We start from the raw sequence: 17,808 nt of genomic DNA, 5'->3' as shown, positions 1-17,808 counted from the left end.
TTTATGCATAGCGGATGTTGGGCGTGCGTGACAGAGAGGGGGCGTCAATGACTCCCGCTCCTACGGATCGGTTATGGGTGCGTTATCTCCCCTCATTTCTCCGCAAACGTTTCGAGGACCGGCACGTTTTCCAAGAGGCGGTGGAGAATAGCGGCTGGCTCTTTGCTGATAAAATTCTTCGCATGGGGGTTGGACTGCTTGTTGGCGTATGGGTTGCTCGGTACTTGGGACCTGCGCTGTTTGGTCAGATCAGCTATGCTGGTTCTCTGATTGGCATGGTTGGGGCCGTGGCGGGACTTGGTTTAGACAGCATTGTTATTAGAGAGCTTGTCCACCGCCCAGATAAATGTGGCGAAATATTGGGTACGACCTTTATTCTTAAGTTTTTTGCGGGAATTATGTCGTATTTTTTTGTGGTTGGTCTGGTTTTCGTTCTCCGGCCTGATGACACAATTGCACATGCTATCGTTGCAATCCTTGGTTGGTCGCTGACGGTTAATGCTTTAGACGTAATTGATTTTTGGTTTCAATCAAAAGTTCTTTCAAAATATGTAGTTATTGCGAGGAACTTCGGGTTCATCGTCAGTGCCATCGGCAGAGTGATCCTGATCTTAGCCAAGACATCGGTTGTCTCCTTTGCGGTAATGAATCTCGTGGAGCTTTCCTTGGGCGCTATTGCGCTACTCTATGTCTATTCTCTGAAAAATGGATCAGTCAGAAAATGGCGAGTCAGGCTTTCCATTGCTACTAATCTTCTGCGAACCGGTTGGCCTGTCCTTTTGGCTGGTATCATTTCTATGGTAGGGCTTCGAATTGACCAGGTCATTCTCGGTCAACTGGCAGATTCTAAAGAAGTCGGCATTTATGCAGCGGCGGTTCGAGTTGCGGAGGTCTGGTTTTTCATACCGTCCGCCGTCATCGCGTCAGTTTTCCCAAGCATCATCAGAGCGAAGGAGGTTGATGAAGCCGAATTCTATAACCGGCTTCAAAAACTGTATAATGTTCTTGCTTTTGTTGGGTACGCTGTTGCCGTCCCTGTAACGTTCCTTGCGGGAATTATCATCCATCTCCTTTACGGGAAGGCATATGCTACGGCAGCTCCGATGCTTGTCATTCTTATATGGAGTGACCTGTTTATCAACTTGGCGATGGCGCGAGGGACATTCCTTTTGGCCATGAACTGGACTTGGATACTGTTCTGGGTTAATGTCGCTTCAGCAGTTGTAAATATTGCGTTGAACTTTTTTCTCATCCCTAAATACGGCGGTGTTGGTGCCGCTGCAGCATCGTGTATTTCGTACTGGATTTCTGCACACGCTATTTGCTATGTGTTCAAACCGTTACGTCGAAACGGAAGTATGATTACGCATTCTTTGCTTTTACCGAAGTTCTGGTAATTCTCTAAATATGCGCAGATTGCCGAAGAATCAGTAAAGCAGCAAGGAGGTCTTTTCGTGGGAATAGAAAAAGTAGGTATTCTGGGGGCGGGAACAATGGGAACGCAGTTAGCACTTCTGTGTGCTGCTCACGGGATGTCCGTGGTTCTCTGGAATCATCGGCGGAGGGAGGACTTCGAACGTTCATTCCGGAAGATTATTCTGCTGCAATCACGTCTCGGAGCAATAGAAAAAAGTTCCATTGATACGGTTATTGCGAACGTTGTTCATGTGGATGACATATTGGAAATTGCATCGTGTGACCTTATCATCGAAGCAGTGAAGGAAGATTACCCGGTCAAACTGGCAGTTATGAACAAGCTTATGGCGGTGTTATCGGAGCAAAAGATTGTTGCCACTAATACTTCAACTCTCAGCATTACGAGTTTGGCATCGCAGACCCGCGACCCATCGAAATTCATTGGCGTTCATTTCTTTAATCCCCCACTTACCATGAAGCTGGTGGAGTTAGTCCGTGGCGAATACACCTCGGATGAAACCATTGACGAAATTTGTCAGTTTCTTGCGGTGCTACACAAGCACCCGGTGGTTCTCCCCGAGACTCCCGGTTTCGTCGTCAACCGGCTTCTTTTTCCCATGATTAATGAAGCAATTTTTCTGTTGGCGGAAGGGATAGCTGAACCGAAGACGATTGACAACTGCATGAAACTTGGAGCAAATCACCCCATGGGCCCCTTGGAACTTGCCGATTTTATTGGGCTTGATGTGTGTCTCAGCATTTTGGAAACACTTGTTGCGGAAACAGGAGATGATAAATACCGGCCTGCGCCATTATTACGGAAATACGTCCGTGCGGGAAAATTTGGTAAAAAAACGGGCATCGGATTTTATTCTTACCGACGAGGTGAATTATGAGTGAAGCCAAATCGCTTGTAGTAGTATGTGCAGGAGGAATGGCGCGAGAGGTAATCTGGCTGGCACGTGAAACCGGTGCATGGAATCCTATCGGGTTTCTAGTCGATGAAAAATACTTGGAGGAAAAGGAGCTTTGCGGAATCCCCCACCTGGGAGGAATCGACGATTGGCCCCACTTTGCTGAGGCCTCATTTGTTGTTGCCATCGGTTCGCCACGTCACCGGAAAGGGATAATCCAGAGAATGAGTGGGCAGGGAAAACCGAAGTTTGCGACACTGGTCCACCCATCAGTCCAAAAATCATCGTTTGTTTCAATCGGCGAGGGGTCCATGATCACTGCGGGCTGCATACTGACAACGCAAATCGTTATAGGCCTCCACACCATCGTTAATCTTGGTTGTACGGTCGGCCACGACGCGATAATCGGCAACTTCTGCACCCTGTCACCCAATGTCGCTATTTCGGGGAATATTACGTTAGGCGATGGCGTTGAGATCGGTACAGGCGCCACTTTGATCGAGAAACTTTCAATCGGGACCGGTAGTTTCATCGGAGCCGGATCGGTGTTGACCAAGTCACTGCCGGAAAACGTCCTTGCTGTAGGAAACCCAGCACGTCAGATTAAGACAATGGATGGATTTTAAAGACCCTTTAATTGAGGCAATCATGAAAGACTGTATTGAAGAACTTGCACTTTTTGGCGGATCGCCTTCTTTTCCGGAAAAACTTCACGTCGGTCGGCCGAACCTCGGTGATCGTGAGCGTTTCCTGGCGAGAGTAAACGAGATGTTCGATCGGAACTGGCTCACCAACAATGGCCCGCTGGTACAGGAGCTTGAACAGAAACTTGCAGGGATGCTCGGTGTCCGTAACTGCATCGTCCTCTGCAACGCAACTGTTGCGCTTGAAATTGCTGTACGTGCACTCGGGTTAACTGGCGAAGTCATCGTCCCCTCGTTTACTTTTGTCGCCACCGCCCATTCATTGCAGTGGCAGGAAATAACACCTGTATTCTGCGATATTGATCCCGATACGCACACTCTTGATCCGCAAGCGGTTCGCAGGATGATCACCCCGCGTACCAGCGGTATCGTCGGAGTGCACCTCTGGGGACGTCCCTGCAACGTGGAGGCATTAACCGAAATAGCAGAGAGCCATAACCTGAAGCTGATGTTCGACGCGGCCCATGCCTTCGGCTGCTCCCACAATGGGAAGATGATCGGCAATTTCGGCAATGCAGAGGTGTTTAGTTTTCACGCCACCAAGTTTTTCAACACGTTCGAGGGAGGCGCCATCGTAACCAACAGCGATGAGTTGGCAGCGAAGATAAGGTTGATGAAAAACTTCGGTTTTGCCGGTTATGATAATGTCATTTACGTCGGTACGAACGGGAAGATGACGGAGATATGCGCTGCCATGGGCTTGACGGGGTTGGAGAGTCTCGATGATTTTATAGCGGTCAATCATCGCAATTACCGCCGATACTCCGCTGAGCTTGCGGATATCCCCGGCGTCAGCTTGATCAAGTATAATGATAAAGAGAGATGCAATTGCCAATATATCGTTTTGGAAATTGATGAAGGAAAAGCAGGCTTGAATAGGGATTATCTCGTTGAAGTCCTCCATGCGGAAAATGTCATGGCCCGGCGTTATTTCTATCCCGGTTGCCATCGGATGGAACCGTATCGCTCCTACTTTCCTCATGCGGAGCTCCTGTTGCCCAATACCGAGCGCTTGGCCCAGCGAGTCATGTCTCTGCCAACGGGTACTGCTGTCGACGAAGAAGACATCAAAGCAATCGGTCGGATTATACGACTAGCGGTTTCACATGGTGGCGAAATTACAGGGCGGTTGGCAAAGACAAAAACAGGTCTCATATGAAACTTAGTGTTTTGATGATAACTTATAATCACGAGAAGTATATCGCCCAGGCATTGGACAGTATTCTGATGCAAAAAGTGAATTTCGATTATGAAATTGTGATTGGGGAGGATTGTTCCACGGACAATACGAGGAGTATTCTCCTCGAATATCATGAGAAATATCCTGGGAAAATTAGACTACTCCTGCCGGAAAAAAATCTGGGTATGACCAATAATTTTGTCACTACCTTCAAATCGTGTACTGGTGACTATATTGCGCTGCTTGAAGGAGATGATTATTGGACCTCCTCTGATAAACTGCAGGACCAAGTCGATTTTCTGGATGCACACCCCTCATGTGCGATCTGTTTCCACAACAGTGAGGAGTTTTATGATGATGGAACAAAGCCATCATGGAATTATTGCGCAGATAACCAGCAAGAGATATCAAGTCTGAAAGATCTTCTCTTATATTGTAATTTTATTCCCACGTGTTCGGCTCTTTTTCGCAACAGGCTGTTTGAAGATTTTCCTGACTGGTATTACACGCTTGGAATGGGCGATTGGACACTTCATATTTTGAATGCCCAGCATGGGGATATCGGTTATATCAACAGGGTGCTGGGAAGACACCGGCATCACGTTGGTGGCGTATGGTCATTACGTAATCAGGTCAGAAACATACTGGATGTAATAAATGCTTATAACGTTGTTGATGAATATTTAAATCATGTATATACCTCAATAGTTAACGACAAAATATCGATTTATTATTATCAGCTTGCACAAATACAAGGCGATATTAGCTTGGTTGATGGTATTAAATATCTCTATATTTCTTTTGTTAAGTCAAATTGTAGAATAAAGATGTTGTCAAAATTATTTTATTTTTCAGCACGGATGGTAACCAGGCGTTTGGCTAAAATTACTTCCAAAAATTCGCAGTTCGATTGAAAGCGGGGGCGATATGGACGTCAGAGGCGGCATCATCAAAGCTGTAAAAAAAATTATATCGCCCAATGTTGTGAAGAAATATGCCTCGCACCTCGAAATCGGTAAGTCAGTCATGCTTCCAGGCTTTAACCTTGATCTGCGGAACCCAATTCGTGAAAAGAAGTACCTTAGAATTGGTGACGACTGCATGATAAATGGGAATTTTGTTTTTGAATCAGAAGGGGGCGAAGTCAGTATAGGTGACAGAGTTTACTTAGGTGGCGGGACTGTAATTTGCAGATCAAAAATTGAATTTGGCAACGATATCTTTGTCGCATGGGGGGGCTATCTCTATGACCATGATTCCCACTCGCTTGATTACCGACAACGCCACTTAGATATGAGTAGGCAATTAGAGGACTATAGGAATGGCAAAAATTTTATATTGAGCAAAGATTGGTCAGTAGTAAATTCAAAGCCTATTGTGATACAAGATAACGTGTGGATCGGTATGCACTGTATTATACTTAAAGGTGTCACCATTGGTGAAGGCGCGATAATTGGTGCCGGTAGCGTGGTTACGAGAGATGTTGAACCGTGGACCGTGGTGGCAGGAAATCCTGCAAAATTAGTAAAAAATCTTCCGGCTGATATTAGGAAATAAATGAAATCAGTACTAATTACAGGTGCCGCAGGCTTCCTCGGTCGCTATACTGCCCAGTTTTTTTCAGAGTTGGGGTGTACCGTCATCGGCATTGACTCCATCCCTCCTGAGAATGCGCCGCTCGCCCATCTTACCGCATACCACAACGTAAAGCTGCCGGATAAGGCTCTCGATGACCTGTTGCGCACTCTGTCGCCAGATGTCTGCATTCACTGTGCGGGACGAGCTTCCGTGCCCCTGTCGGTTTCTGATCCATCAGCCGACTTTTATACCAATACGGTCCTGACGTTCGAAGTCTTGGAGGCATTGCGGCTGCACGCACCAGCGTGCCGGTTCATCTTGCTGTCCAGCGCCGCTGTTTACGGTAACCCGCAGACCCTGCCGGTGAATGAGGAACAGCCCGCTTCGCCTATTTCGCCCTATGGCTTTCACAAATGGCAGTGCGAACAGTTGTGCTCGGAGTTTGCCAGGATTTATGGTCTAAAGACGGCCAGTGTTCGGATTTTTTCCGCCTACGGACCCGGTTTGCGCCGCCAAGTACTCTGGGATATGTGTTTTAAGGTGATCACCGGGCATGCGCTGAAACTCCAGGGGACAGGCCGGGAAAGCCGGGATTTTATCCATGCACGCGACGTTGCGAAGGCATTGCATATAGTTGCAGCCAACGCACCGATGCAAGGCGAGACGTATAATCTTGCAAGCGGTAATGAAACGACGATTCTGGAGCTTGCTTCTCTGGTGCTGGATGCATTGAACGAAGGCTGCTCTCCACAGTTTGATGGCGTTATTCCGCAAGGCAATCCTGTTAATTGGCAGGCTGACATCACCAAATTGCACGCACTGGGTTTTACCCCGGACATTCCCTTGAAACAAGGCATCAGAACGTTTGCAACGTGGTGCCGTGCGGAGATAGCAAGCATATGACGAATCTGCTTCGTATCGGCCTGATCATGCAGGGTGGGGCCGGATGGATGGGGGGCGCTGAATACATACGGAATATCATCCTGGCCCTGGCAAGCCTCCCGCAGGAGACCCGCGCTACGTTCGAGGTCAATCTTCTGACGAACACTGCGACCGATGAGAATTTTATCGATTCGATCAAACCTCACGTAACAAACGTTCATTATCTCGACCAGATAGTCCCGCCAAAATTTCCCGAACTGATACTCTGGAGCATCAAGAGCCGCCTTCTCAGGATTTCCGACCAACGGTACGATGTCATTCTGAATAAATTTGGTCTGAATTTCGTCTATCCCGCGACAAGTTGGGATTGCCGCTTCAGTCTCGATAAAGTTGTAGCGTGGATTCCGGATTTTCAGCACAAACATTTGCCCCAGTACTTCTCGAAGCGAGAGCTTCATGGCCGGGAGAAAACCTACTCCAAGTTGGTCCATTCCTCGCCCATGGTGGTCCTGAGCAGCAAATCGGCCGCAGTTGATTTTGAAAGATTCTATCCCGATTTCATCAAAAAAACACGGGTCCTTTCTTTTAAGAGCGTCATGAGGGATATGTGGGTCCAGGGGGACCCGGCAAACGTCCAGGCCAAGTATTCTTTGCCCGACAGGTTTTTCTTGGTCAGTAACCAGTTTTGGCAGCACAAGGGACATCTGACCGTAATTAACGCCTTGAAATTGTTGAAGGATAATGGTGTAAAGCCTGTTATCGTCTGTACTGGCGAACTCAACGATTACCGGCAGCCGAAATATGCCTCGGTTGTCCTCGATGCCATTAAATCTTTTGGTTTAGAGGAGCAGATTCTACTGGTCGGGCTCATTCCCAAAAACGATCAGATACAGCTGTTGCGGCGCTCTCTTGCGCTCATACAGCCTTCCCAGTTCGAGGGGTGGAGCACGGTAGTCGAGGAAGCGCGATGCCTGGGCAAAGCGATGATTTTGTCTGATATCCCTGTCCACCTGGAGCAGAATCCGCCGGAGAGCTGCTTTTTCGAATGTTCTTCTCCTGCCGCACTAGCCGAAGTAATGGCAGATTTCTGGCATTCTCTTACTCCTGGTCCTGATGGTGGCAAAGAGACGCTGGCCAGGGAAACAAACAAGAAGGAATGTAATGATTTCGCCATGACCTTTCTGGCGATTGCCCGCTCATATGTTGAAAACCGTGTACGTGATCTGAACGGATAAGGCTTAGCATGTTAGAGAAATCGGCCATTGGTCGCCAACCGGCAATTACCATCATTACCGTTGTGTATAACGGGGTGGAGCATCTTGAGGACACCATCACCAGCGTTCTGGGCCAAACCTATAAAAATCTGGAGTACATCGTTATTGACGGCGGTTCTACGGACGGGACCGTTGATGTCATAAGAAAATACCAGTCAAAGATATCCTACTGGGTCAGTGAAAAGGATAATGGCATTTATGATGCGATGAATAAAGGGTGGGAAGCAGCCAAAGAAAATAGCTATATATTGTTTTTGGGTGCTGGTGACAAGGTACTATCGTTACCTCCGGATATGGATAAATACGAATTCGACGATGTTATATACGGTAGAGTTGAATTGGGAAATGGCAGATTCTTTTCGTCAAAGGCCTCTATTGCGCTGAGAGTCAGGAATACTCTCCACCATCAAGCATTATTGGTCAATAAATCGGTCCATCCAGAATTGCCCTTTGATACCAGATTCAAAATCTTTGCGGATTTCGATTTCAACCAGCGGCTGTTAAAGAAGGGTGCTAATTTCGTTTATTCGGATGCTTTTGTTGGGTATGCCATGCCTGCCGGTTTGAGTAGCAGGTATGATCTGGCGGAATCTTTACAGGTTGTCAGAAAAAATTTTGGCTTGGTTTGGAGCTTTTTGGCGCTGCTATATTTTCTGGCTCGAAGAACTTTCGTGAGATCCAGAGATCTTTTCACTCGATAATTCAACGGCCCTTGCATGCCCATGATATCCATCATCATCCTCACCTGGAACGGCAAAACGTTCCTGCAACCGTGCCTCGACGCCTTGGCCGCGCAGTCGTACCGGGATTTCGAGACGATCCTGGTGGACAACGGCTCCCGCGACGGTTCGGCTGATTATGTGCGGAACGCCTATCCCTGGGTGCGGCTGGTGGAACTGCCGGAGAACGTGGGCTTTGCCGAAGGGAACAACCGGGGGCTGGCCGTTGCCCAGGGCGCCCATATCGTGACCCTCAACAACGACACCGCGGTGCAGCCGGAATTCCTCGCCGAACTGGTGGCGGCGGTGGAGGCCGATCCGGGCATCGGCATGGTGGCGGCCAAGATGCTCAACTTTTACCGGACCGGCCGCATCGACTCGGTGGGGGTGCGGCCGACAACGGCGGGACTCGGCATAAATATCGGGGTCGGCGAGGCGGACGAGGGGCAGTACGACGTGCCGTCCGAGGTCTTCGGCCCCTGCGCCGGGGCGGCGTTGTACCGGCGGGCCATGCTGGAGGAGATCGGCTTCTTTGACGGGGATTTTTTCGCCTATTACGAGGACCTGGACCTGGCCTGGCGGGGCAGGCTGGCGGGGTGGCGGGCCGTGACGGCCCCGCGCGCGGTGGTGTACCATGTCCATTCGGCCACCGGGGGGCGCATGAGTCCGTTTACCGTGTATCAGGTCCAGCGCAACAAGTGGTATGTGCTGCTGAAAAACTGGCCGCCGACGCTGCTGCTGCGCCATCTGCCCCGAATCCTCGCCTGGGACGGGGCCGCGCTGCTGCTGGCGCTCGTGCGGGGGCGGTTCGTGCCGGCGCTGCGGGCCCGGCTGCACGTGCTGCGCGACCTGCCGCCCCTGCTGCGCAAGCGGCGCGAAATAGCGCGCCTGCGCCGGTTGAACGACGCTCAAATCGCGGGGTTGTTGGCGAGGGGGGCCTCCCCTGTGGGAATCTTCCTGCGCAAGATGGGGAGCGGGGTATGAAGATCGTCTTTCTCGCACCCTTCGGCATCCGCCCCAAGGGGACCGTGATCGCCCGCATGCTGCCCTTGGCGGCGGAGTTGCAGGGCCTGGGCCACCAGGTGGTGATTGTCGCCCCCCCCTACACCAATCCCGAGGACTCGGGGAAGACGGAGGTGCTGCGCGGGGTGCGGCTGGTGAACGTTGCGCTCCCGACCGGCGGTAATGCCCGGCGGGCCCTCCCCCTAGCGTGGCGCATGTTCCGGGCCGCCCTCCATGAACGGGCGGATGTGGTCCACCTCTTCAAGCCCAAGGGATACGGCGGTCTGGCGGCCATGGCGCACATCGCGCTGCAACGGCTGGGGGTAGGGCTCTCCCCCCTGTTCGTGGATACCGACGATTGGGAGGGCAAGGGGGGGATGAACGAGCTCCACACCTACTCTTCGCTTGAAAAACGCTTCTTCGCCTTTCAGGAACAGTGGCTGTCCCGCCATGCCGCCGGTGTGACCGTCGCCAGCCGCGAACTGGAACGGCTGACCGCCGGGCTAGGGGTGGCGGCCGCAAAGATCCTCTATCTGCCCAACTGCGTGGAGCAGGCTCCGCCGGGGGATGGCCTTCGCGCCCGGAAACGGTTGGGTATTGAAGCGGATGCGCCGGTGGTGCTATTGTATACCCGCTTCTTCGAGTTCTCCCAAGAGCGTCTGCACCGGCTGTTTGCCGACCTGTACCGGAGGGTCCACCATGTCCGTTTCCTGGTGGTGGGCAAGGGGCGGCACGGCGAGGAGGAGCGACTGGCCGGTGCCGCGGAAACCGGGGGCTTCCGGGAGGCGCTGGTCATGGCGGGCTGGGTCGAGCCGCAGGAGATCCCCGATTATCTGGCGGCTGCCGACGTGGCCATCTATCCGCTGGACGATACCCTGGTCAACCGGGCCAAATGCCCCGCCAAGCTGACGGAGATCATCCGGGCGGGCATACCGGTTGTGGCGGACCGGGTCGGGCAGGCTGCCGAATACGTGAGCGACGGGGCGCCGGGATATCTGTGCGACCCGGCCCAGGTGGAAGACATGGCGGAAAGGACGGCCACCCTCGCGCTGGACAGGTCGCTGGGCAGGCAGGTCGGGGAAGAGGGACGCCGTTACCTCGCGGAGCGATTCACGTGGCATGAGTTTGCCGGGAGGCTGGCAACGTTTTACGCGGGGAATTGTCAGCAATAATCTGACGTTTGCTGTCGCTAGGGACGGGATGACTATGCTCCCACAGAAGTTGCTGCCCGGACAATATCCTGCGCTATGCGGGAATATCGGTACATAAAACGAGAATCGGAGATGATCATTGCATGAGTGACCGTACGAAAAAACTGGCCATTTTTACCGGCATGCTGCTTGTTTTGCTCTGTTTCTTCTCGCGCATCCTGTTCACCGACAAGATAATCCGCGCCCCAGACATCATCGGCGAGTTTTACTGGGGGGTACGGGGGATCAGGGATATGAAGTTCCTCGATATCCTTCCTTCCTGGAGTCTCCAGGCGTCGTGGAATATGATGATCAACAGCGGCTACTCGGTCGAGGGGGGGGATGTCTCCTTAGCCTTTCTTGTCTGGAGGAATCTCCTGTTCTGGCTGATTCCCGCTCCGGAAAGCGTGGCCTGGTTCATCGTGCTCCACCTCTTCTTTGGCGCATGCGGCACCTACCTCTGCTGTCGCGTCATCGGCGCCAGCCGGCTCGCAGCATTCCTGGGCGGGCTGATATTCGTTCTGGCTCCAGAAAATGCTTCGCTCATCAATGCCGGCCATGTGATGAAGATCGCTACCATCTGTTACGCCCCCTGGGCCTTCTATTTCCTGGAACGGGGGTTTCAGACGCGGCGGGTGATTTTTTTCCTTACCACCGCTTTCGTATTGGCTTTCCAGTTTTTCAACACCCATTGGCAGATCGCGTTCTACACCTGTCTGTGCGTCGGCGCTTACGGCATTTGCCGGTTGCTCGGCATTGTGGTCGCGGACAAGGACGAGGGGCGGAAGCTGTTCCCCCGGTTGTTCGGTATGAACATGGTGCTGCTGGTGTTCTTCCTGACCACGGTTGCAATTTCGCTGCTGCCGCTGGCCAACTGGTCCAAGGATACCAACCGGGGCGTGCAGAGCGGAGCCAACCAGGCGGCGGGTAGCAGCGCTGCCAAAGGCGGCTTGGATGTGGAGGAGGCTATGTCCTGGTCCCTGCCGCCGGAAGAGTTGGGGGCCTTTGTCATCCCCGGATTTTTCGGCCTCTCCCGCCAGGAAGCGGGGGATAACCCTCCTAACATCGCCTCGTATTACTGGGGGAGGATGCGCTTCACCCAGACGGTCAGTTATATGGGGCTGATCCCCTGGCTGTTGCTGCCGTTGCCGCTGATCTTCCGGCGCGACAAGTATACCTGGCTGTCCCTGGGCGGAATTGTCGGCGGCATCCTGTTCTCCATGGGCAAATACACGCCTTTCTACTGGATGCTGTACAGGTTTTTCCCTGGAATCAACCATTTCAGGGTGCCCAAGATGATGATGTTCATCCCGGTGCTGGGCTTGGCGATCCTGGCCGCCCGGGGGATTGATCTGATCAGGGATGAGGAGGTACGCAAAACAAAGGAGTTTTTCCGGTACCTTCTCGGCATTACCGTACTGCCGATAGTGCTGTTTGTCCTGCTGGGAATAGAACGTGCGGGAGCGGATCACTGGATGGGGCAATTTATGGATATGCTTGCCCAACCGACCCGTTATGAACAGGGACCGCAACTGGTGGGGCAACGCTGGGCCAACCTGGTGCGTGAAACGGCCCTTGCCGGCGGGCTGGCTGCGGTCTGCGCCGCAGTGTTCTGGATGCTGAGGAAGCCGCGTCTGGTGGCTGCGGTTCCGTGGTTGTTGCTGCTGCTGTTTGTCGGCGATACGTGGCGGATCAACGACAAGTTCCTCTTTCTCACGGAAGCTCCGGTCAAGGCAAAAGCGGGTGAGGTATCACCGTTGCTGAGGTTCCTGAAGTCTACCCAGAAGACCTGGCGCGTGTTGCCTATGGACGGCAGCGACCCGATGCAGTACGTATCAGAAGGCATTCCGGTGATGTTCACCTCCAATGCGGTTCAGCAGATGCGCTGGCAACAGTTTCTCGACGGTTTTAACCCGCTCGGTCCCATGCCGGATATCGTAAATGTAAAATACCTGATCATAGCGAACGAGAGCTATCAACAACAGAAAGGCCTGCTTGGCAATAAATTCGCCCCGGTTTTCACCGCTCCCGGCGGTGCCACGGTTGTTCTTGAAAACCGCAACGTACTGCCTAAGGGGTGGCTGGTTCCTGCTGCTGCGGTAATCAACGAACCCGCGCAACGGGTGGGAATCATGCAGAATCCCGGTTTCAACCCTGCGGCGGTTGCCCTTGTTGAGTCCCCGCCGTCGATAGCCATGGCCAATCCGGATGGGGCGGTGCCGCTGGTCCAGCAACGTGTGACCGTACCGGTGTACGAGGGGAATCGTATCGTGGTAGATGCGGCTGCTCCGGTGAATACTCTGCTTGTCCTGGGTGAAAAGTACTACAAAGGGTGGTACGCCTCTGTGGATGGCAATAAAACCGAGATCGTGCCGGTGGATCATATCCTGCGCGGGGTATATCTGACGCCCGGCCCCCATCGGGTGGAGTTTGTCTTCGATCCGCTGCCGTTCAAGGTCGGCAAATGGCTGACCCTGGCGTCGTTCGCTCTCTTCGCCGTCATGTTGGGCAGGGAGTGGTGGTTGAGGAGAAGGGTGGAAGGTGCAAGCTGAGGAAACCACCGACGAACTCCGTGCCTACGACCTGCGGGTCCGCCAGCCGAAAGAGGGGTACCGTTTTTCCCTGGACCCGCTGCTGCTGTGCGATTTTATCGAGGCGGGTTCCGTTGGCCGGGTAATCGATCTCGGCACCGGTTGCGGGATCATTCCCCTGATTCTCGCCCGGAAAGCTGCCGGGGCCTCTCTGGTCGGCGTGGAGTTCCAGGAGGAGGCGGCCGGGCTGGCAATGCGTAATGTCGCCCTGAACGGCCTCCAGGAGCGGATCGGGATTATCTGTGACGATATCCTCTCCCTGCGCAGGAGGTTCCCGGTCTCGTCGTTTGATCTGGTGACCGCCAACCCCCCCTACCGTACACCGGGCAGCGGCCGCATCAGCCCGCGCGCCGGCCGGGATCTTGCGCGCCATGAATCGAGCGCCGGCCTGTTCGATTTCCTGTCCGTTGCCAAATATCTGGTAAAACCGTCGGGAGCCATCTGTTTTATCAGCCATCCCTCGCGGCTGGCGGAGTTTGTCCGCTGTGCCGGGGAGCTCAAGCTTGCGCTGCTCAGGCTCCGCATGGTGCACGGTTCCGCCGCCGCACCGGCAACGATGTTCTTGGCGCAGCTCGCCAAGGGCAGAAAAGGGGATACGCTGGTTCTGCCGCCGCTCCTTATCCACGATGAGCAGGGGGAGTACTCCTGCGAGGCACAACGGATTCTGGGTGAATAGCCTTGTCGTATATGACCGGCATAGAAAAGGGCGCCCCTCGCAGGGCGCCCTTTTGGTACGGTGTCGGTTTGTGTGCCGCCTTTAGTTCTTGATAAGGAGCACCAACTGCATGGTTTCGCCGTCACCGACCAGGATCGGGAAGCAGAGGCCGGTATGGCCCGCAGGTACGGCCAGTCCCTCGGCGTCGGGGCGGATGGTGACCGGAGGGTTGATGTTGACGATCCTGCCGGCCTGAGAGGCCTTGGCGGCGATGTTGCCGCACACCACGTTGACGAATTCCATCACGGTGTCTTCGAGAACCTCCTGCGGTTCATTATCCACCGATGTCTCGCGCAGGATCGCCTTGGCCACCGACTTCTGAAGCCCCTGGGAAACCGAGATGATAAAGCGGGCATCCTGATCGCCGGACAGGTCCATGGCCGCCATGACGAAGTTGGTGTCCACCGTGGTGACGGTTTGACATTTTCCGGCCCTGAAGGGGAGCCCGAGAATACGGGTAATCATCTTGTAGGTCAGGTCTGCGGCCATCTCCCATACTTCGGGATTGGGGATGCCGGCGGGAAGTTCGACCCGTTCGGAGATGTACGGCGCCTGGTCGGCCTTGAATTCATTCAGATGCTGTTGAAGCTGCTCGTTGGAGAAGGCACCGACAAGTACCAGCGCCTCGCCGATGTAGAGGTGGTTGTTCTTCTGGCGGGTGATGACCTCGTTTAACTGGGTAAGGGTCAGGATACCGATCTCCACCAGCAGATCCCCGAGTTTTATGTCGCGGGAGAGTTGTGCGTGGTGGGCGCGTTCGATATCGTTCGGCGTTACGTAGCCCATAGCCAGTGCCATCTCGCCAAATTTGAGGTTTTTCTGTTCCTGTAGTTCAATCGCCCTGAGCAGAGCCTCACGTGAAACGATCCCTTTTTCCACCAGAAACTGCCCGAAAAATTTGACGGCCATGCACATATCCCCTTGTATCGTGAGTTTATTGGTGCTGAAAAAATCAGAGATCCCGAAGTATCTTCAGGACGTCGTCGGCCTCGAATGGTTTTGAGATAACATTCTTGGCGCCCAGTTTGAGCGCTTCGGTAAATTTATCGCCTACGCCGCCAAGAGAGGTGACCATGACCACCTTGACCTCCTTGTCCAACATCGACAGGCTGCGCAGGGCGGTCAGACCATCCATGCCGGGCATGTTCATGTCCATGCAGATAATGTCCGGGTCCTCGGCGTGATTCATCTTGATGGCCTCGGCGCCGTTTTTGGCATGTCCGACACACGTGAATTCACCAGATTCAGAAATGATCTTCTCGAGCTGTCGGGCTACGGAAAGGCTGTCGTCAACGACAAGAACCTTCTTCATGTGATGTATCCTCCTGATGCGCATTGCGGCCGCTTCATGCCGGGCTGTCCAAAATTTAATGAGCGGAGCGAATGTACTCGAAAAGTGGTAAAATGTCAAAAATATGTTTGTCTTTAACCGGCCAGTAAAGCATGTTATATAGGAGCGCCATACCACACTCATAGAAGGAGATTCGTTCATGCGCACACTCTGTCATATCACCTGCAGATCACTGACCCTGATCACTGCATTCAGTCTGTTCGTTATTTCTGCTTCAGCTGCGGAGTCAGGACCGAAAACAACGCCGGCGCCTGCCGCCGACGCTCTGCTGCGGGGGCCGGTCGCCCGGGTGAACGGCACGGATATCCCGGCCGCCGAATTGAAACGGGCCCACAAGATTCTGGAGGCCAGCCAGCCCGTGGGGCAGCTTTCCGCCGCTGAACAGAAAGAGCTCGACACGAGGGTGGTGGACCAACTGGTTTCCGCCGAACTGCTCTACCAGGCGGGCTTGAAGCTGGAGATCAAGGACCTCGACAAGCAGGTGGACGCCAAGATCGTACAGAGCAAGGGGCGTTTTGCCAGCGAGGCGGAGTTTGCCAAGGCTATCCAAGCCATTGACATGACAGAAAAGGAACTTCGCGAGTATACCCGCAGGGACCTGATCATCTCCAATTTCGTCACTTCGACCATTGCCCCCAAGATTGCGGTCAGCGAAGAGGAAAGCAAGAAGTTTTACGACCAGAATATGGATAAATTCCGGCAGGAGGAACAGGTGAGGGCCAGCCACATCCTGTGCGGCATAGACACCAAGGCGAGTGCCGAAGAAAAGAAGAAGGCCCGCGAAAAGGCGGAAAAATTGCGCAAGGAATTGGCCAATGGAGCGGACTTCGCCACCCTGGCCAAGGAGAATTCATCCTGCCCCAGCAGCAAGCAGGGGGGGGACCTGGGGTTCTTCGGCAGAGGGCAGATGGTGCCGCCGTTCGAGCAGGCCGCTTTTGCCCTCAAGCCGGGTGAGATAAGCGGCGTGGTCGAAACCCAGTTCGGCTACCACATCATCAAGCAAACGGAAAAGACAAAGGCCGAGACTGTACCGTTCAGCACGGTCCGCCCCCGGATAGAGGACTACTTGAAGAACCAGAAGATTAACGCCGCTGTGGGCGATTTTCTGACGGAACTCCGGAAGACCGCCAAGGTTGAGGTCCTGTTGAAGTAACCGGGGTTCACATCCCGTGACATCGAAACGAGGCCGGCCCAGCGACAGAAGGGCCGGCCTTGTTTGTTACCGTACCGCTTTGGAGGCGAGCCTGGCGCTGCGTCCCGATGAAATCCCCGTAAATCTGATGGCCCCCCAATATTCTCCGGTCCGGTAAATGGCTGCTTCTCCCGCCGGGAGATCGGCGCCGGTTGCGTTTTTCAGCGTGAAGCTGAATGATGGCAGCGGCCCGCTGCCGAAATATTCCTCTTCGGTGGCCATCCGATATTCCGCCAATCGGGCGCGTTGTCCCGCTGCCGGGAGAACGCTGGATCGTTCCGCGGCAGCGCCTGCCAGGGATGTGGGGGATACGCGGATCTGGTAGCCGGCGAAGAACCCGGGCACCTGACCGTAGAGTGTGACCCGGGCGTTTCCACCGCCGTTACTGCGAATGTCGTAGCAGGGCGTCCAGCCGGCTTTGCCCATTGCGAAGCGTGCCGTGACCCGCCCATTCCTTGGCGAAACGATCACCCGTGCCACCCGGTCCTCCCCGGCTCCCGCTTTCCGCGCGGTTGCGATACGGGCGTCGATGCGCCGGATTTCCTGCTCCGCCCTGCGCCGGGCCGTATACACCGCTTCCAGTTGGGTGATGGCAAAGTCGGTCCCCTGGCGGATCGACTGCATCGGGTCCGGGTTTGATTTGGTCTTGCGGGGGGCTTTGCTGCTTTGGGACTTGGCGGCGGATTTGAAGATCTCCTCACGCGTCGCCAGCGTACCCAGTCGATCTTCCAGGCGGTTCCTCTGCTCGATCAGAGAAGCGAGCTCCTTTTCTCCCCTGGTATCCCGGCGGAGCGGCAATATATCGACGCGTTGAATGCTGGTGCCCCTCTCCGGCCTGATTCGCACGGTATCTTCCCGCGTACCGGGCGGCAGGGGGATCTCGACGACGCCCCTGGCGGCGACGCCTGTCAGTTCCACGACAGCGCCGTCGGAGAAAAAGGTGACGCTTCTGTTGGCTGCGCCGGCCTCTGCAACGATTATCAGCAGCAGGATGATGGCAGACAGGATGATCTTCATGCGGGTTCCTTTCGGCCCGGATACAATCGTTGGCCGCCCCATGGGGCCGCCAATCTGGTGGTTGCACTCGGATGGCGATAAGT

The 17,808-nt window shown here is 54.1% G+C and carries 17 protein-coding genes; 14 read left to right on the top strand and 3 right to left on the bottom strand.

Features of this window, described 5'->3' with window-relative positions:
* Positions 1 to 23: 23 nt before the first annotated feature.
* The 13 genes from ET418_RS05785 (at position 24) to ET418_RS05725 (ending at position 14,126) form a co-directional block, all read left to right on the top strand.
* Positions 24 to 1,397 (top strand): flippase, encoded by a 1,374-nt coding sequence (locus tag ET418_RS05785; protein ID WP_246152959.1) that lies wholly within the window; start codon positions 24 to 26, stop codon positions 1,395 to 1,397.
* 57 nt (positions 1,398 to 1,454) lie between these two features.
* Positions 1,455 to 2,312: a 3-hydroxyacyl-CoA dehydrogenase family protein gene (locus ET418_RS05780; RefSeq protein WP_218043373.1), complete on the top strand. Its 858-nt coding sequence runs from the start codon at positions 1,455 to 1,457 to the stop codon at positions 2,310 to 2,312.
* Positions 2,309 to 2,956 carry an acetyltransferase gene (locus ET418_RS05775; protein WP_149306639.1) on the top strand — a complete coding sequence of 216 codons (648 nt, stop codon included), beginning with the start codon at positions 2,309 to 2,311 and terminating at the stop codon, positions 2,954 to 2,956. Before ET418_RS05780 ends, ET418_RS05775 begins: the two co-directional genes overlap by 4 nt.
* Positions 2,946 to 4,193, top strand: coding sequence for an aminotransferase class I/II-fold pyridoxal phosphate-dependent enzyme (locus ET418_RS05770; protein ID WP_246152957.1), 1,248 nt, complete (start codon positions 2,946 to 2,948; stop codon positions 4,191 to 4,193). Before ET418_RS05775 ends, ET418_RS05770 begins: the two co-directional genes overlap by 11 nt.
* Positions 4,190 to 5,128, top strand: a complete 939-nt coding sequence (locus ET418_RS05765; protein ID WP_149306638.1) for a glycosyltransferase — start codon at positions 4,190 to 4,192, stop codon at positions 5,126 to 5,128. The genes ET418_RS05770 and ET418_RS05765 overlap by 4 nt, the downstream gene beginning before the upstream one ends.
* A gap of 13 nt (positions 5,129 to 5,141) precedes the next feature.
* Positions 5,142 to 5,771, top strand: a complete 630-nt coding sequence (locus ET418_RS05760; protein WP_246152955.1) for an acyltransferase — start codon at positions 5,142 to 5,144, stop codon at positions 5,769 to 5,771.
* Positions 5,772 to 6,695: an NAD-dependent epimerase/dehydratase family protein gene (locus tag ET418_RS05755; RefSeq protein ID WP_149306637.1), complete on the top strand. Its 924-nt coding sequence runs from the start codon at positions 5,772 to 5,774 to the stop codon at positions 6,693 to 6,695. It begins immediately after the preceding gene.
* Positions 6,692 to 7,909, top strand: coding sequence for a glycosyltransferase family 4 protein (locus ET418_RS05750; protein ID WP_149306636.1), 1,218 nt, complete (start codon positions 6,692 to 6,694; stop codon positions 7,907 to 7,909). The genes ET418_RS05755 and ET418_RS05750 overlap by 4 nt, the downstream gene beginning before the upstream one ends.
* An 8-nt stretch (positions 7,910 to 7,917) precedes the next feature.
* On the top strand, positions 7,918 to 8,649 hold the full coding sequence (locus ET418_RS05745) for a glycosyltransferase family 2 protein (protein WP_149306635.1): 732 nt from the start codon (positions 7,918 to 7,920) through the stop codon (positions 8,647 to 8,649).
* A gap of 15 nt (positions 8,650 to 8,664) precedes the next feature.
* Complete coding sequence (locus ET418_RS05740) at positions 8,665 to 9,651, top strand: glycosyltransferase family 2 protein (protein WP_149306634.1); 987 nt, start codon at positions 8,665 to 8,667, stop codon at positions 9,649 to 9,651.
* Positions 9,648 to 10,841, top strand: coding sequence for a glycosyltransferase family 4 protein (locus tag ET418_RS05735; RefSeq protein WP_149306633.1), 1,194 nt, complete (start codon positions 9,648 to 9,650; stop codon positions 10,839 to 10,841). The genes ET418_RS05740 and ET418_RS05735 overlap by 4 nt, the downstream gene beginning before the upstream one ends.
* A 122-nt stretch (positions 10,842 to 10,963) precedes the next feature.
* On the top strand, positions 10,964 to 13,411 hold the full coding sequence (locus tag ET418_RS05730; protein ID WP_149306632.1) for a glycosyltransferase family protein: 2,448 nt from the start codon (positions 10,964 to 10,966) through the stop codon (positions 13,409 to 13,411).
* Entirely contained in the window at positions 13,401 to 14,126 is a 726-nt protein-coding gene (locus tag ET418_RS05725) for a tRNA1(Val) (adenine(37)-N6)-methyltransferase (protein WP_149306631.1), read from the top strand. Before ET418_RS05730 ends, ET418_RS05725 begins: the two co-directional genes overlap by 11 nt.
* Before the next feature lie 81 nt (positions 14,127 to 14,207).
* Here the strand turns inward: ET418_RS05725 and ET418_RS05720 are convergent, their stop codons facing one another.
* Both ET418_RS05720 and ET418_RS05715 read right to left on the bottom strand, forming a co-directional pair.
* Positions 14,208 to 15,074, bottom strand: a complete 867-nt coding sequence (locus ET418_RS05720; RefSeq protein WP_149306630.1) for a chemotaxis protein CheX — start codon at positions 15,072 to 15,074, stop codon at positions 14,208 to 14,210.
* A 43-nt stretch (positions 15,075 to 15,117) separates the two neighbouring features.
* Complete coding sequence (locus ET418_RS05715; protein ID WP_149306629.1) at positions 15,118 to 15,477, bottom strand: response regulator; 360 nt, start codon at positions 15,475 to 15,477, stop codon at positions 15,118 to 15,120.
* A 178-nt stretch (positions 15,478 to 15,655) separates the two neighbouring features.
* Between ET418_RS05715 and ET418_RS05710 the strand changes: the two genes are divergently transcribed.
* Positions 15,656 to 16,669: a peptidylprolyl isomerase gene (locus ET418_RS05710; RefSeq protein WP_149306628.1), complete on the top strand. Its 1,014-nt coding sequence runs from the start codon at positions 15,656 to 15,658 to the stop codon at positions 16,667 to 16,669.
* Between the two features lie 66 nt (positions 16,670 to 16,735).
* Here ET418_RS05710 and ET418_RS05705 read toward each other — a convergent pair whose 3' ends face one another.
* On the bottom strand, positions 16,736 to 17,725 hold the full coding sequence (locus tag ET418_RS05705) for a hypothetical protein (protein WP_149306627.1): 990 nt from the start codon (positions 17,723 to 17,725) through the stop codon (positions 16,736 to 16,738).
* Positions 17,726 to 17,808 lie beyond the last annotated feature (83 nt).

This window comes from Oryzomonas rubra, from assembly GCF_008369015.1.
Classification (GTDB): domain Bacteria; phylum Desulfobacterota; class Desulfuromonadia; order Geobacterales; family Pseudopelobacteraceae; genus Oryzomonas; species Oryzomonas japonica.
This window is presented reverse-complemented; position numbering and strand designations above follow the sequence as displayed.